Origin of the sequence: Rhodoblastus acidophilus (genome assembly GCF_025961575.1) — a bacterium.
Classification (GTDB): Bacteria; Pseudomonadota; Alphaproteobacteria; order Rhizobiales; family Beijerinckiaceae; genus Rhodoblastus; species Rhodoblastus acidophilus_C.
This window is the reverse complement of record NZ_JAOQNX010000006.1, coordinates 101,181-115,163: the sequence shown is the minus strand read 5'-3', so window position 1 is coordinate 115,163 and position 13,983 is coordinate 101,181. Positions and strand designations below refer to the sequence as shown.

At 64.5% G+C, this 13,983-nt stretch carries 13 protein-coding genes; 6 read left to right on the top strand and 7 right to left on the bottom strand.

Going from position 1 to position 13,983, the window contains the following annotated elements:
• Nucleotides 1-19 precede the first annotated feature (19 nt).
• Nucleotides 20-1,315 carry a UDP-N-acetylglucosamine 1-carboxyvinyltransferase gene (murA, locus tag M2320_RS05935; RefSeq protein ID WP_264596485.1) on the top strand — a complete coding sequence of 432 codons (1,296 nt, stop codon included), beginning with the start codon at nucleotides 20-22 and terminating at the stop codon, nucleotides 1,313-1,315.
• 6 nt (nucleotides 1,316-1,321) lie between these two features.
• Here the strand turns inward: murA and M2320_RS05930 are convergent, their stop codons facing one another.
• Together M2320_RS05930 and scpA are read right to left on the bottom strand one after the other, a co-directional pair.
• Nucleotides 1,322-1,774 carry a GNAT family N-acetyltransferase gene (locus tag M2320_RS05930; protein WP_184428508.1) on the bottom strand — a complete coding sequence of 151 codons (453 nt, stop codon included), beginning with the start codon at nucleotides 1,772-1,774 and terminating at the stop codon, nucleotides 1,322-1,324.
• Nucleotides 1,771-3,930, bottom strand: coding sequence for a methylmalonyl-CoA mutase (gene scpA, locus M2320_RS05925; RefSeq protein WP_184428569.1), 2,160 nt, complete (start codon nucleotides 3,928-3,930; stop codon nucleotides 1,771-1,773). Before scpA ends, M2320_RS05930 begins: the two co-directional genes overlap by 4 nt.
• Nucleotides 3,931-4,143: 213 nt before the next feature.
• Here scpA and hemE point away from each other — a divergent pair, with 213 nt between their 5' ends.
• Complete coding sequence (gene hemE / locus M2320_RS05920) at nucleotides 4,144-5,181, top strand: uroporphyrinogen decarboxylase (protein ID WP_264596484.1); 1,038 nt, start codon at nucleotides 4,144-4,146, stop codon at nucleotides 5,179-5,181.
• A gap of 57 nt (nucleotides 5,182-5,238) precedes the next feature.
• Here hemE and M2320_RS05915 read toward each other — a convergent pair whose 3' ends face one another.
• Together M2320_RS05915 and M2320_RS05910 are read right to left on the bottom strand one after the other, a co-directional pair.
• Nucleotides 5,239-5,550: a type II toxin-antitoxin system RelE/ParE family toxin gene (locus M2320_RS05915; protein WP_264596483.1), complete on the bottom strand. Its 312-nt coding sequence runs from the start codon at nucleotides 5,548-5,550 to the stop codon at nucleotides 5,239-5,241.
• Entirely contained in the window at nucleotides 5,537-5,782 is a 246-nt protein-coding gene (locus tag M2320_RS05910; RefSeq protein WP_264596482.1) for a type II toxin-antitoxin system ParD family antitoxin, read from the bottom strand. The genes M2320_RS05915 and M2320_RS05910 overlap by 14 nt, the downstream gene beginning before the upstream one ends.
• Nucleotides 5,783-5,952: 170 nt before the next feature.
• Here M2320_RS05910 and M2320_RS05905 point away from each other — a divergent pair, with 170 nt between their 5' ends.
• The 3 genes from M2320_RS05905 to M2320_RS05895 all read left to right on the top strand — a co-directional run bounded on the left by M2320_RS05905 (nucleotide 5,953) and on the right by M2320_RS05895 (nucleotide 10,101).
• Nucleotides 5,953-7,338 (top strand): M20/M25/M40 family metallo-hydrolase, encoded by a 1,386-nt coding sequence (locus M2320_RS05905; RefSeq protein ID WP_264596481.1) that lies wholly within the window; start codon nucleotides 5,953-5,955, stop codon nucleotides 7,336-7,338.
• A gap of 828 nt (nucleotides 7,339-8,166) precedes the next feature.
• Nucleotides 8,167-9,624, top strand: a complete 1,458-nt coding sequence (locus M2320_RS05900) for a protein adenylyltransferase SelO (RefSeq protein WP_264596480.1) — start codon at nucleotides 8,167-8,169, stop codon at nucleotides 9,622-9,624.
• 126 nt (nucleotides 9,625-9,750) lie between these two features.
• Nucleotides 9,751-10,101, top strand: coding sequence for a hypothetical protein (locus M2320_RS05895; RefSeq protein WP_184428502.1), 351 nt, complete (start codon nucleotides 9,751-9,753; stop codon nucleotides 10,099-10,101).
• Here M2320_RS05895 and M2320_RS05890 read toward each other — a convergent pair whose 3' ends face one another.
• Both M2320_RS05890 and M2320_RS05885 read right to left on the bottom strand, forming a co-directional pair.
• Complete coding sequence (locus tag M2320_RS05890; RefSeq protein WP_264596479.1) at nucleotides 10,102-11,604, bottom strand: ABC transporter substrate-binding protein; 1,503 nt, start codon at nucleotides 11,602-11,604, stop codon at nucleotides 10,102-10,104.
• Nucleotides 11,605-11,777: 173 nt separating this feature from the next.
• Complete coding sequence (locus tag M2320_RS05885) at nucleotides 11,778-12,299, bottom strand: CreA family protein (RefSeq protein ID WP_184428500.1); 522 nt, start codon at nucleotides 12,297-12,299, stop codon at nucleotides 11,778-11,780.
• Between the two features lie 68 nt (nucleotides 12,300-12,367).
• Between M2320_RS05885 and M2320_RS05880 the strand changes: the two genes are divergently transcribed.
• Nucleotides 12,368-13,129, top strand: coding sequence for a DODA-type extradiol aromatic ring-opening family dioxygenase (locus M2320_RS05880; protein WP_264596478.1), 762 nt, complete (start codon nucleotides 12,368-12,370; stop codon nucleotides 13,127-13,129).
• A 51-nt stretch (nucleotides 13,130-13,180) separates the two neighbouring features.
• On the opposite strand, the gene M2320_RS05875 is transcribed toward M2320_RS05880, so the two are convergent.
• Complete coding sequence (locus tag M2320_RS05875) at nucleotides 13,181-13,972, bottom strand: SH3 domain-containing protein (RefSeq protein WP_264596477.1); 792 nt, start codon at nucleotides 13,970-13,972, stop codon at nucleotides 13,181-13,183.
• Between the last annotated feature and the right edge of the window lie 11 nt (nucleotides 13,973-13,983).

Sequence of the window (13,983 nt, the reverse complement as noted above, 5' to 3'; positions counted from 1 at the left end):
GCGCCGTGAGCGAGGACGGATGGATCGCATACGCATTGTCGGTGGCGCGAAACTGAACGGGACCATTCCGATTTCCGGCGCCAAAAACGCGGCCCTGCCGCTGATGATCGCCTCACTGCTCACCGACCGCACCGTCACGCTGGAAAACCTGCCCCGACTCGCCGACGTCAGCCTGCTGGTGCGCATTCTCTCGAATCAGGGCGCGGATTATTCCATCGACGGGCGCCGTCAGGGCGAGGGCCGCGAGGCCGGCCAAACCGTGCATATGACCGCGCGCGAGATCGTCGACACCACGGCGCCCTACGAACTGGTGTCGCGCATGCGCGCCTCGTTCTGGGTGATCGCGCCCCTGCTCGCCCGCTGCGGCGAAGCGCGGGTCTCCCTGCCTGGCGGCTGCGCCATCGGCACCCGCCCGGTCGACCTGCTGCTCATGGCTCTCGAAAAACTCGGCGGCCAGATCGAGATCGAAGGCGGCTATGCCGTCGCCAAGGCGCCCAAGGGCCTGCGCGGCGCCGAGATCACCTTTCCGAAGGTGACCGTGGGCGGCACCCATGTGGCGCTGATGGCCGCCGCCCTGGCGCAGGGGACCACCGTGCTGCACAATGCCGCGCGCGAGCCCGAAGTGATCGACCTTGCCGAACTTCTCAACAAAATGGGCGCGAAAATCACCGGCGCAGGCCAGTCCACGGTGGAAATCACCGGCGTGGCGCGGCTGAACGGCGCCAAGCACCGCGTCCTGCCCGACCGAATCGAAGCTGGCACCTACGCCATGGCGGTCGCCATGACCGGTGGCGATGTTTTGCTCGAAGGCGCGCAGGCGCATGATTTCCAGGCGGCGCTCGATGTGCTCGTCCAGAGCGGCGCGCATGTCGAATCGACCAATGAGGGCGTGCGCGTCTCGCGCAATGGCGGGCCGATCCTGCCGGTGGACGTCGAAACCGCCCCCTTCCCCGCCTTCCCCACCGATCTTCAGGCGCAGTTCATGGCGCTGATGACGCGCGCCAACGGCGTGTCGCGGATCACCGAGACGATTTTCGAAAACCGGTTCATGCACGTGCAGGAACTCGCCCGATTCGGCGCGCGGATCAAACTCGACGGCGACAGCGCCGTGGTCGAGGGCGTGCCGGTGCTCAAGGGCGCGCCGGTGATGGCGACGGACCTGCGCGCTTCCGCCTCGCTGGTGATCGCGGCGCTAGCCGCAGAAGGCGAAACCATGATCCAGCGCGTCTATCACCTGGATCGCGGGTTCGAGGCGCTGGAGCGCAAGCTCAGCCTGTGCGGCGCCGAGGTGGAGCGGATTTCAGCCGGCGGCTGAACGCCGTCAAAGTTCCTTGCGCAACTGAAAGCGCGTGTGCCCCCAGGGAAAATCCTCCATGCGGGCATATTCGACATAGCCGCGCCGCGAATAAAAATCCGGCGCCTGGTAGTCGAAAGTGGCGAGAACCGCCCATTTGCAGCCGCGCCGGCGGCCTTCCGCCTCTGCGGCGTCGAGCACGCGCGTGCCGAGACCTCGCATGCGGAACGCGTCCTCGACCCAGACCGTGTCCAGCGCCAGCCAGGCGCCGACCGCCACGCCCTGGGCGCCGCCGCGCACGCGGCCGTTTCGATCGCGGGCGACGATATAGACATGATTGTCTGGGTCGCGCACCGGGTCCGGGCCGACCTGCGCCTCGTTATACGCGTTGAGGCCCGCCATCAGAATGATTTGCGCCGCCTCGTCCTTTTCCGAGGCGACGACAAATTCATGGTCCTGCGCCGCGGCGCTCTCGCTCATTCCGCGGCGGCTTTGGAATAGCCGAGGCGCGCGTTGAGTTCGTCGATCAGCTTGCCCGCGGCTTCGGCGACCACGGTCCCCGGCGGGAAGATGGCGCTGGCGCCGTCCTTGTACAAAGCATCGAAATCCTGGGGCGGGATGACGCCGCCGACCACGATCATGATGTCGCCGCGCCCTTCCTTCTCCAGCGCCACTTTTAACGCGGGCACCAGCGTCAAATGGCCCGCCGCAAGCGAGGAAATGCCGACGATGTGCACGTCGTTCTCCACCGCCTGCCGCGCCGCCTCTTCTGGGGTGGCGAACAGCGGCCCGATGTCGACGTCAAAACCCAGATCGGCGAAGGCGGAGGCGATCACCTTCTGTCCACGGTCGTGGCCGTCCTGGCCGACCTTGGCGACAAGGATACGCGGACGCCGGCCGTCGTTCTCGATGAAGGCCTCGATCTGCGCCTGCACCGAAGTGATCGCGGTGGAATTCACACCCGCCTCCCGCTTGTAGACGCCGGAAATGCTCTTGATTTCGGCGCGATGCCGCCCGAACACTTTTTCGAGCGCGTAGGAAATCTCGCCCACCGTCGCTTTGGCGCGCGCGGCTTCGATCGACAGGGCCAACAGGTTGGCGCCGCTTTTCGCGCCTTCGGTCAACGCTTCGAGTTTGGCTTGCGTTTCCGCCTCGTTGCGCTCGGCGCGCAGGCGCTTCAGCTTTTCCAACTGCTGGGCGCGCACCGACGAATTGTCCACCTTGAGCACGTCGATCGGCTTTTCGTCGACGGGGCGATGCTTGTTGACGCCAATCACCGACTGCTTGCCGGAATCGATGCGCGCTTGGGTTTTGGCGGCGGCTTCCTCAATGCGCAGCTTGGGAATGCCGGCCTCGATGGCCTTGGACATGCCGCCAAGCGCCTCGACCTCCTGGATATGCGCCCAGGCCTTTTGCGTCAGTTCGGCCGTGAGCTTTTCGACATAATAGGAGCCGCCCCAGGGATCGATGATTTTGGTCGTGCCGGATTCCTGCTGCAGGAACAGCTGGGTGTTGCGGGCGATGCGCGCGGAAAAATCGGTCGGCAACGCCAGCGCCTCGTCAAGCGCGTTGGTGTGCAGCGACTGGGTGTGGCCCTGCGTCGCCGCCATGGCCTCGATCTGGGTGCGCACCACATTGTTGAACACGTCTTGCGCGGTCAGCGACCAGCCCGAGGTCTGGCTGTGCGTGCGCAGCGGCAGGCTCTTTTCGGAAGCCGGATTGAATTGCTTGACCAGGTTCGCCCACAGCAGCCGCGCGGCGCGCAGCTTGGCGACCTCCATGAAGAAATTCATGCCGATCGCCCAGAAGAACGACAGGCGCGGCGCGAACTGATCGACCGTCAAACCGGCGGCGATGCCGGCGCGGATATATTCGACGCCGTCGGCCAGCGTATAGGCCAACTCGAGGTCCTGCGTCGCCCCGGCTTCCTGCATGTGATAGCCAGAAATCGAGATGGAGTTGAACTTCGGCATGTTTTGCGAGGTGAAGGCAAAAATGTCCGAAATGATGCGCATCGACGCCTTCGGCGGGTAGATGTAGGTGTTGCGCACCATAAATTCTTTAAGGATGTCGTTCTGGATCGTGCCCGACAATTTGGCCGCCGGCACGCCCTGCTCTTCCGCAGCGACAATATAGAGCGCCAGGATCGGCAGCACCGCGCCATTCATGGTCATGGACACGGACATCTGGTCGAGCGGAATGCCCGAAAACAGCGTGCGCATATCATAAATGGAGTCGATGGCGACGCCCGCCATGCCGACGTCGCCCGAAACGCGCGGATGGTCGGAATCGTAGCCGCGATGGGTGGCGAGGTCGAAGGCGACGGACAGGCCTTTTTGGCCCGCCGCGAGGTTGCGGCGGTAAAAGGCGTTGGAATCCTCGGCGGTGGAGAAACCAGCGTACTGGCGAACGGTCCAGGGCTGGTTCACATACATGGTCGGATAGGGACCGCGCAGGAACGGCGCGGTTCCGGGGTAGGACTCGACGGCCGGGAGGCCCTCGACGTCCTCGGGGCCATAAACGCTTTTCACCGCAATGCCTTCGGGCGTGAGCCAGGGCTCGGCGGAAAAAGCAGGTGCCGGCGCGCTGGCCTTGGGATCGAGGGCGAGGGTTGAAAAATCGGGAATACGGGTCATCCGGGCGTCCGTGGTCAGCATGTTTGCGCCTCTTATACTGCGCAGCGTCCACGGGCGCCACAATCGCGCTATGCGGCTTTCGCTTAAGGGGATTGACCTGCCGCAAACCTCCGGAGCGCGACATTGCGCCTGTCTTGACCGTCGCGGCCTTGGTGCGCAATAGAAATCGCGCGCGCGCCCAGCGCCTGAAAATTTTCACGCCTGCGAGGCCTCATGACCACGACCCAAAAGAAATTCCTGAAAGTCTTCGAGGCTCCCATCCCCGAGGCGCCGCCGATGTGGCTGATGCGCCAGGCTGGCCGCTACCTGCCGGAATATCGCGAGATCCGCGCCAAAGCCCCGTCCTTCATGGATTTCTGCTGGAACCCGGACCTGACGGTCGAGGCCACCCTGCAGCCAATCCGCCGCTTCGGCTTCGACGCCGCCATCATCTTCTCCGACATTCTGGTCGTTCCCGACGCCATGGGCCACAAGGTGCGCTTCGACGCCGGCGAAGGCCCGCGCATGGCGGCGATCACCACGCCGGAGGAAGTGGACGCGGTCGGCGAATTCCAGCTGTCGCATCTCGAGCCGGTCTTTGAAGCCCTGCGTCGCGTGCGAAAAGAGCTGCCGGCGGAAACCGCGCTGATTGGTTTCTGCGGCGCGCCCTGGACCATCGCCAGCTACATGATCGCCGGCAAGGGCACGCCGGACCAGGCGCCGGCTCGCCGTTTTGCCTACCGCTATCCCGCCGCTTTCCAAAAGCTGATCGACCGGATCGTTGACGCGTCCATCGTCTATCTGAACGAGCAGATCAAGAACGGCGCCGAAGTCGTGCAGATCTTTGACTCCTGGGCGGGCGTTCTGCCGGCCCGTGAATTCGTCGCCTGGTGTGAAAAGCCGGTGGCGCGCATCATCGAAGGCGTCCGGGCGGTGAACCCGCAGGCGAAAATCATCGCTTTTCCGCGCGCGGCGCATTCGTCGCTCGTCGGTTTCGGGGATCGCGTCGGCGCGGACGCAGTGGGCCTCGACACCAGCCTGAACAACGCCTGGGCCAGCGAGGCTTTGTCCAAGAACCAGGTCGTGCAGGGCAATCTCGATCCGCTGGTCCTGATCGCGGGCGGCGACGCTTTGCGCCGCGAGATCGATTTTATCCGCGAATCCTACCAGGATTTCCGCCACATCTTCAATCTCGGCCACGGCATCCTGCCGGAAACCCCGATCGAGAACGTGGAGCTTTTGGTGGCGCGGGTGCGCGGCAAGCTCGCGTAAGTTTGCTCTGCACGCGCAGAGTTTGGGGCCACGGTGTTCGCCGTGGCCTTTTTCTTTTTATTGCTCCGACGCCTTCAGGATTGAAAGCCAGTCCTGCCGCCCGCCAAGCACACGCAATATTGTGACGCGGTCGCCAGCGCTCGTGTAAACGATAAGATGGCTTTCATGGACATGGATGCGCACGGGCGGCTTGAACTCGCGGCGTTCCCGCGCGAGCGTTGGCATCTCCGCAATCGTTTCGAACATCGAAACCAGCGTGTCGAGATAACGGTCCGCCTGTTCAAGGCCCCAGTTCTCAGCCGAGAACCTCCAGATGTCGTCGAGATCCGCGAGCGCGCGTGGCGCAAGACGGTAACTACTTGACGACATGTCGCTCCCGCATACGGAGCTTGAATGCGCCGGAATCGAATGCTTGCGGCTCGCCGCTTTCCAAACCTTCCGTAATAGCGGATTGCAAAGCAGCGACAGCCTCTTGCCGCTGCTGGTCCTTGCGGATCAGATCGCGAATATAATCGCTTGCATTGCCATACCTGCCGCCTTCAGCTTGGCGTTCCACCCAGGCTTTCATCGGATCGGGCAGGGAAACGTTCATTGTCGCCATGATTGTCTCCTGATCAAAATAAAACTACACGGAATGACATAATCTGCCAACATAGATGGCAATCATTGTCATAAACGAAGGCGGGCAGCCGTTCCGGTTCCGCGACGCGCCTTGGAGCGCAACAGCGCCCCTGATAGTTTCAGACCAGAGACTCAAAACTGGATTGAACAATGTCCTCGCTCGACAAAACTCTCGCCGCCCTCGACGCCGACCGTCAGGGGGCGCTCGACCGCCTGTTCGAACTGCTGCGCTTCAAAAGCATCTCGACGGACCCCACCTTCAAGGGCGAGGTGGCGACAACCGCCGACTGGCTCGCCGCGCATCTGCGCGAAATCGGGTTCGACGCCTCGGTTCGGCCAACCGCCGGCCATCCCGTAGTGGTCGCCAAGGCGAAGGCCGCGCGCTCGGACGCCCCCCACGTGCTGTTCTACGGCCATTACGACGTGCAGCCGGTCGATCCGCTGGAGCTCTGGGACGCTGACCCGTTCACGCCCCGCCTCAACGAGTCCGAGCCGGGCCGCAGCCAAATTCTTGCGCGCGGCGCCTCCGACGACAAGGGACAATTGATGACCTTTGTCGAGGCCTGCCGCGCCTTCATGGCCAATGGCGGCCTGCCCTGCCACGTCACCCTCCTGTTCGAGGGCGAGGAGGAATGTGGCTCGGCGTCCCTGCCCGCCTTCCTCGCCGAAAACGCCAAGGAGCTGAAGGCCGACCTGATGCTGGTGTGCGACACCAACATGTGGGATCGCGACACGCCGCTGATCACCTGCATGCTGCGCGGCCTGGTGCTGGAAGAAGTGACGATCAAGGCGGCGAGCCGCGACCTGCATTCCGGCATGTATGGCGGCGCGGCGGTCAATCCGATTCATGTGCTCGCGAACCTGATCGCAGGCCTGCGCGACGCGGACGGCCGCATCACCCTGCCGCATTTTTACGACGGCGTCCCGGAGCTGCCGGCGGAGATCAAGGCGCAATGGGCGGCGCTGAAATTCGACGCCGCCGGCTTTTTGGGAGAGGTCGGCCTCAAAATCCCGGCGGGCGAGGCCCATTATTCGCTGCTCGAACAAATCTGGGCGCGGCCGACCTGCGATGTCAACGGCGTCTGGGGCGGCTATACGGCGCCCGGCTCGAAAACGGTGCTGCCGGCCGAGGCCCATGCCAAATTCTCGTTCCGGCTCGTCGGCAAGCAGAACCCGCAGGAAATCGTCCAGAATTTCCGCGCCTATGTCGAGGCCAATATTCCGGACGATTGCACCGCCGAATTTGCCAGCCACGGCGCCAGCCCCGCCATCACCCTGCCCTTCGCCTCCGAGGCGATCCAGCGCGCCAGCCGCGCCTTGAAGTCGGAATGGGGCAAGGCGCCGGTGCTCGCGGCCTCCGGCGGTTCGATCCCGATCGTCGGCATTTTCAAGCGCGAGTTGAAGATCGACTCGCTGATGGTCGGCTTCGGCCTCGATGACGACCGCATCCATTCGCCCAACGAAAAATACGAGCTGTCGTCATTCCAGAAGGGCGCGCGCAGCTGGGCGCGCATTCTGGATGCGCTGGCGAATTAGCCAAGCGTGAAGTCTCTGATTCGCGCGCCCTTTGTTCACGCCCTGGGCGCGCAATCCCTTTTCTACTGGTTAAGCAGAGTTTTAGCGCAACAAACCGTTAATCGTGCTCCGCCTTCTGTCCACGTCCTGATTCGGGCGCTCTCCGTTCACGCCCTGCGCGCACAATCCCGTTTCTGCCGGTTAATCAAAGCTTAAACGTAAAAATTCGTTAACCCTGATCCGTCTTGTGTCAACCTCCTGATTCGGGCGCCCTCCGTTCACCGCATGGCCGCATAATCCCATTTCTGCCGGTTAATCAGAGCTTAAGCGTAACAATCCGTTAACCTTGCCCCGCCTTGCGTCAACGTCCTGATTCGGGCGCTCTCCGTTCACGCCCTGACCGCGCAATCCCGTTTCTGCCCGTTAATCAAAGCTTAAGCGTAACAATCCGTTAACCCTACTCCACCTTGTGTCAACGTCCTGATTCGGGCGCCCTCCGTTCACGCCCTGGCCGCGCAATCCCATTTCTGCCGGTTAATCAAAACTTAAGCGCAACAATCCGTTAACCACGCCCCGCCGTGTGTCAACGTCCTGATTCGGGCGCCCTCCGTTCACGCCATGGCCGCACAATCCCATTTCTGCCGGTTAACTAAAGCTTAACCGTAATAATCAGTTAACCCGCTCAACGCTGGGCGATATCGCCGATTCGCGCGTGCTTTGTTCCCGCCCGGTCCCAAAAATCCAGCAACGGGACTTTCGTCACGCAAACTCCGTCGGTTTTCGTTAACCTTGGCCCGCCGCTTGCAACGACGGTGCGCTCTCCCCAATTAGGCAGGGACAGGAGGCGGCATGGGCGCGGAAATTCCGTTTCGTGAAAGCTTTTACCTCGGCCTGCCGAGCGATTTTTACAAGGCGGCGGAACCGTCGCCGCCCCCTGCGCCCCACTGGGTGGTTTTCAACGAGAGGCTCGCCCGCGATCTCGGTTTGCCCCAAAATTCCGACACGCCGGACCTGTTGAACCTGTTGTCGGGCGGCGCGCCCCCGGACGGCGACAATATCGCGCTGGCCTATTCCGGACACCAGTTCGGCGTGTGGAATCCGCTGATGGGCGACGGCCGCGCCGTGATCGTCGGCGAAGTCGCCGCCCCGGACGGCCGAATCTACGATATCCATTTGAAGGGCTCGGGCCCCACCCCATTCGCCCGGCGCGGCGACGGACGCGCGACGCTCTCGGCCATGTTGCGCGAATATCTGGTGTCGGAAGCCATGGCGGGCCTGAAGATTCCAACCACACGTTCGCTGGCGGTCACCGCCACGGGCGCGCCGGTGTTTCGCGACGGCGCGCGTCCCGGCGCCGTGCTCACCCGGGTCGCGCGCAGCCATATCCGCGTCGGCACGTTCCAATATGCGGCGGGGCGCGACGCCGCCGAGGAACAGGGGCCCGTCCGCGTCCGCGCTCTGGCGGACGCCGCAATCCTGCGCCACGACCCCGACCTCGCACAGGCCGAACAGCCTTATCTCGCCTTCTACCGCGCCGTTGTAGCCCGCCAGGCGAGTCTGATCGCGCAATGGATGCTGGTCGGCTTCATCCATGGGGTGATGAACAGCGACAATATGGCGGTGTCGGGCGAAACCATCGATTTCGGCCCCTGCGCCTTCATGGATTCCTTCAACATGCGGCAGGTCTATTCCTCGATCGACGCCGCCGGGCGCTACGCCTACAAGAACCAGCCTTCCATCGCCCAATGGAATCTCGCGCGCCTCGCCGAAAGTTTTTTGCCGCTGTTTCATGATGATGAAGCGACCGCGCTGCGCGTGGCGCAGGAGGCGCTGGCGACCTTCCCGACGCTCTACGCGCAAAACCTCGCCGCCGGACTGGAGCGCAAGCTCGGCCTGCGTCCCGGCGATCCCGACAACGAGCCGGTTTTTGCGCTTCTGTGGAAGACGTTGGGCGAGACCCGGGCCGATTTCACCAATTTTTTCGTCCGCCTCACCGAGATTGCGGATGGCGAGGACGCTGCGCCCGACGAGGCCTGGGCGCCGTTCATGGAAGCGTGGCGCGCAGGGCTGGAAAAGAATTGCAGGATCGAGGCGCTCGCGGCCATGCGCGCGGCAAATCCCAAGATCATCGCCCGGAACCATCGGGTGGAACAGACGCTCGCCGCCGCGAACGACGGCGACCTGAAACCGTTTCATCGGCTGTGCGCGGCTCTTCGAAATCCGTTCGAGCTGGCGCCGGCCGACGCCGACCTGCAGGCGCCGCCCAAGCCTGAAGAGGTCGTGCACGAGACCTTTTGCGGCACCTGAGGCGCAAATTGGCGATTTGTTGCGCGACTTGCGCAAGCCAAAAGGAAAAATTAACGCTTCTTTCACGGCCCAGGCTCACATTCGCGCAGATCAAGCGGCGGTCGCCGCATTTCGTGAGCCGAGGCGATGAAATTCCGCGAATTCGAACATGACGTTCTTCCGCGCGTTCTGATCCCCTTGCTGGGCGGTCTGTTCGTGCTGTGCGCGATCCATTCCGGCGCCCGCGCCGCCGCCCCCGCGCCCAAAAGCTTCATCGTCAGCGCCGCGGACGGCTATGGCGTCACAGAATGCATCAAGACCGGCGATGAATGCGCCAAAATCGTCGCCGACGCCTGGTGCGAGGCGCACGGCAACGGCGCAGCCAAGGCTTTCGGGCGCGCCGACGATGTGACCGGCGCGATCGAAAAGGCCACCGTCCGTGAAACGCCGGCCAAGGCGATCAGCGAAGACGACGTCTTCATCCTCTGCGGCGAGTAATTACTCCAGATCGATGGGACGATAACGCCCGGTTTCGTCCAGTTGCGTTCCCCAGACCTTGTGCACAGCCTGATGTTCGCTGGCGCTGTAATTGATCAAGGCGCCCAGGCCGAGATCGAGTCCGTGGATCGACTCCAGACCCGCCACCACCTTGTCGCTATCGGGTGACGGCCCCGCCTTTTTGAGCCCCTCGATCAGGATCTTCGCGTTGATATAGGCCTCGAAGGACACGTAATCCGCGTGGTCCAGCGGCGAATATTTCGCCAGCGCCGCCTTGAATTCCAGCGCGAGCGACGAATAGCCGTTCGGATCGGGGACGACCTGGGTGACGACCACGCCCTTGGCATAGCGCGGCCCCAGCAATTTCAACTCATCGGCAAAGGTGTTGGCCCCCACGGCGGACACATTGGTCAGGATCAGGTCCGGCTGCAGTTCCCGCGCCTTTTCCACGAATTTGGCGGCGGCGCGATAGGTCGCCACCATGATCACCGCGCGGATGCGCGCCGGTTTTCCCTTCTTCTGGTTCTGCCGGTTGCGCAATTCGTCCACGGCGCCGCCGACATCGATGGTGTTGCGCACATAGCGCAGATGCAGCAGGGGACCGCGGGCGTTCATGGCGCGCATGGCTTTTTCCGCCCCGGCGAAGCCAGCCTCGCCAAAGGCGTCATCCTGGGCGAAGACGGCGATCTCGGAGGGGTCGATGCGGCGCACCTTGACGAGATAGCGCGCCGCCGCCTCGGTCTCCTCGGCATAGCTGGCGCGATAGTTGAAGACATAGCGATCCGGCGGCTCGCGGCGCAGCAGGCCCGCGCCGGAATAGGCGCCGAAGAAGATCAGCTTGCGCTCCATCACATAGGGCAGGATGGCTTCGGAGGTCGCCGAGCCGAAATTGCAGAGAAAGCCAAACACCTTGTCCTTCTCGACCAGCGATTTCGCGGCGTCGGGCGTCCGCGCGGGATCGTAGCCGTCATCGGCGGCGATGAGGCGCAGCGAACGGCCATTGACGCCGCCCGCCTCGTTGGCGGCGGCGAATGCGGTTTCGGCGCCGAGCTTGAGTTCGGCGCCAAACTCCTTGTTGGCCCCGCCGAGCGGCACGATCGCGCCGAAGCGCAAGTCGGCGGCGGCGGCCGCCTCGCGCAGGCCACCGTAAGCGGGGGCGTCCGTGCGCGGCGCCGTCGCCGGCGCCGGGGGCGCGGGCGGGGAAGCGGGCGGCGACGCCGGCCGGTCGCCCTGGGCGGCGGCCTTGAGCCCCTCAGAGAGCCTTTCCCGCGCGATCCGACATTCCCCCGGACGCTCGGCGCAGACATCGGCGCCGGCCGGCGGCGCGCGGCCCGGCAGAGGTTTTGCGGGCGCCAGGGGCGCCGCGCCCTGGATCACCACGGCGTTCTGCGCCATCCCGCCCGCTGGCCCCGAAAGAATGGCCGCCATCAAGACGATGGCGAAGAGATTCCAGCTTTGTGGCGCGCGAGCATCCGCGCGCGCCCCGCATTGACGCTGCGTCATGCTTCCTCCCTGATTTCTCTAGGTTTTCTCTGAGGAAACGCAATCGTTAACAAATCGTCAACCCCTTTCGGTTGACTCATCGACGAATCACAAGATTCGGAAAAGGCAAAGAAAAAGCGCGCGAGCCTGGACTCGCGCGCCTCTCATCCGGAAAAGCGGGAAGACCGCTTGAGCTAGTCGGAAATCCACTCCGAACATTTGGGCGCGGGTTCGCTGCCCCAAGGCTGGATCGGCACAGTCGAGGTCGAGTTCTGCGGCGAGCCCTCGATCAGCTTGTCGGTATAGGCCATGTAGACCAGCACGTTGCGCTTGGGATCGCAGCCGCGCACGATCTGCATCCTCTTGAACAGCAGCGAGCGCCCTTCGCGGAACACCACGTCGCCCTGCTTCGACTTCTCCTTGAAAGTGATCGGGCCGTACTGCCGGCAGGCCAACGACACCTCCGAGCGCTCCTCCGCCACGCCGAACATGCCGGCGACGCCGCCCTTTTCCGGCACGGTGTAGTAGCAGGCGACGCCGCCGACGATCGGATCGTCGATGCCATAGGTCGCAAGCTTGTCGTTCGGCGTCAGCAGCTTGAACACCGTGGATTTGCGGAAGATCAGGTCGGGACCGCCGGCGTCGGCGCGCGAGGCGGCGGGCAGGCTCGTCAACGCCACAGCGGCGATCAGCAATTTTGCAAGAACTGGTTTCATTTCTGGCGCTCCAAAAAGCACAGCTTATATGAGACGCGATCGCCGCAATTGAAAGCCCCCTGCGCCACATGACACTTCAGCCCAGCCTTTTCATCTCGCACGGCGCGCCGAACCTGATCCTCTATCCCAGCGCCACCCGGGATTTTTGGGAGAGTCTCGGGCGCACCCTCGCCCGACCCGACGCGATCCTGGTCATGAGCGCGCATTTCGAGACGGACAGACCGACGTTCGAGACCGGCGCGTCCCCCGGCACAATCCACGATTTTGGCGGCTTTGAACCGGAACTTTACGCCATGACCTATGCCGCGCCCGGCGCTCCGGGCCTTGCGGAGCGCGCGGCCAGCCTGGCGCGCGAGGCCGGCCTGGACCCCGTCCTTTCGCGCGGCCGGGGTTTTGACCACGGGACCTGGGCGCCGCTCAAGGCGATCTTTCCCGAGGCCGACATTCCCGTGGCGACGCTTTCGGTGCAGCCCCATCTCTCCGGCGCGCGCCATCTGGCGCTCGGGCGCGCCGTCGCGCCATTGCGCGCGGAAAATGTCCTGATCATCGGCTCGGGCTCGGCGACGCACAATTTGCGCGCCTTCTTCACCAGCCAGACGACGCCCGACTGGGCCAAAAGCTTCAATGACTGGATTTTCGAGACAGCAAGCGCAGGGGATGCGGAAGCCCTGGCCGATTGGGAGAACGCCCCGGACGCCCGACGCAACCATCCCACGCCCGAGCACTATCTTCCCCTGCCCTTCGCGGCGGGGGCGGGCGGCGGGCGGGGCGAACGCATCCACCAGGCGATGGTCGGCCCGTTGAGCCTCGACGCCTATCGGTTCGCATGAAAAGAGCGGCGCTGGGCGCCGCTCGATGTCGTTTTCGTCGGAGAAGAGGACTTAGCGGCCCCCGCCATGGCCGGCGCCAGCCGCTGCGGCCCCGCCGCCCATGCCGCCGCCACCCATTCCTCCACCGCCGACGCCGCCCGCGCCACCCATGGCGCCGCCGCCATGACCGCCGCCCATTCCACCTGCGCCCATTCCGCCCGCGCCATGGAAGCCGGCGCCGCCGTGGAAACCGCCGCCGCCGTTGAACCCGCCGGGCGCGCCGGCGGTTGGCGTCGTCTGGATCCCGCCGCCGCGGGCGAAGCCGCCGGCGCCGCCGAACCGGCCGGGCCCCATCGCAGGACCGGTCGCTATGCCGCCGCCGCCAAACTGGCGCCCGCCTGCGAAATGGCCGTGTCCCCCATGCCAGCCGCCGTGTCCGCCGCGCCAGCCGCGCCCGGCATAGGAGCCGCGGTAAAAGCCCAGCCCGATCCCCGGACCCCAGCCGTAATCGCTGTAGGCGTAATCGGGGCCATAATAATCGTTATAGGCATAGCCGGAATAGTAGGTCGGGCCGCTTTGCGGCAGCACGGCGACTCCGACCGATCCGCCCCCGCCGCCAAATGCGAGCAGCGAACGGGAGACATAACCGGTTCCGCCGGCGCCGGCCACGCGGCACCAGGACCCCGCGCACCGACCGACATCGAGCTGCGTTCCAGCCATGATGACGCCGATCGCCGGGCTCTCGACCCCGGGCCCGCTGCGCACATTGGCGTTGCTGGTGGCGACGGCGGGGCGCGCCAGCGCGCTCGCGCCCGATATCGCCAGCAAGGCTCCAGCCAGCGCAGTCACAGTTTTGGTTCGCATCGCGTCGTCTC

What these genes read in the sequence shown, in the direction of transcription:
- hemE (WP_264596484.1), top strand. Translation starts at nt 4,144, where the DNA reads ATGACCACGACCCAAAAGAAATTCCTGAAAGTCTTCGAGGCTCCCATC.
- M2320_RS05930 (WP_184428508.1), bottom strand. Translation starts at nt 1,774, where the DNA reads ATGAGCGAGAGCGCCGCGGCGCAGGACCATGAATTTGTCGTCGCCTCG.
- M2320_RS05880 (WP_264596478.1), top strand. Translation starts at nt 12,368, where the DNA reads ATGACACTTCAGCCCAGCCTTTTCATCTCGCACGGCGCGCCGAACCTG.
- M2320_RS05905 (WP_264596481.1), top strand. Translation starts at nt 5,953, where the DNA reads ATGTCCTCGCTCGACAAAACTCTCGCCGCCCTCGACGCCGACCGTCAG.
- M2320_RS05885 (WP_184428500.1), bottom strand. Translation starts at nt 12,299, where the DNA reads ATGAAACCAGTTCTTGCAAAATTGCTGATCGCCGCTGTGGCGTTGACG.
- M2320_RS05895 (WP_184428502.1), top strand. Translation starts at nt 9,751, where the DNA reads ATGAAATTCCGCGAATTCGAACATGACGTTCTTCCGCGCGTTCTGATC.
- scpA (WP_184428569.1), bottom strand. Translation starts at nt 3,930, where the DNA reads ATGACCCGTATTCCCGATTTTTCAACCCTCGCCCTCGATCCCAAGGCC.
- murA (WP_264596485.1), top strand. Translation starts at nt 20, where the DNA reads ATGGATCGCATACGCATTGTCGGTGGCGCGAAACTGAACGGGACCATT.
- M2320_RS05910 (WP_264596482.1), bottom strand. Translation starts at nt 5,782, where the DNA reads ATGGCGACAATGAACGTTTCCCTGCCCGATCCGATGAAAGCCTGGGTG.
- M2320_RS05875 (WP_264596477.1), bottom strand. Translation starts at nt 13,972, where the DNA reads ATGCGAACCAAAACTGTGACTGCGCTGGCTGGAGCCTTGCTGGCGATA.
- M2320_RS05915 (WP_264596483.1), bottom strand. Translation starts at nt 5,550, where the DNA reads ATGTCGTCAAGTAGTTACCGTCTTGCGCCACGCGCGCTCGCGGATCTC.
- M2320_RS05900 (WP_264596480.1), top strand. Translation starts at nt 8,167, where the DNA reads ATGGGCGCGGAAATTCCGTTTCGTGAAAGCTTTTACCTCGGCCTGCCG.
- M2320_RS05890 (WP_264596479.1), bottom strand. Translation starts at nt 11,604, where the DNA reads ATGACGCAGCGTCAATGCGGGGCGCGCGCGGATGCTCGCGCGCCACAA.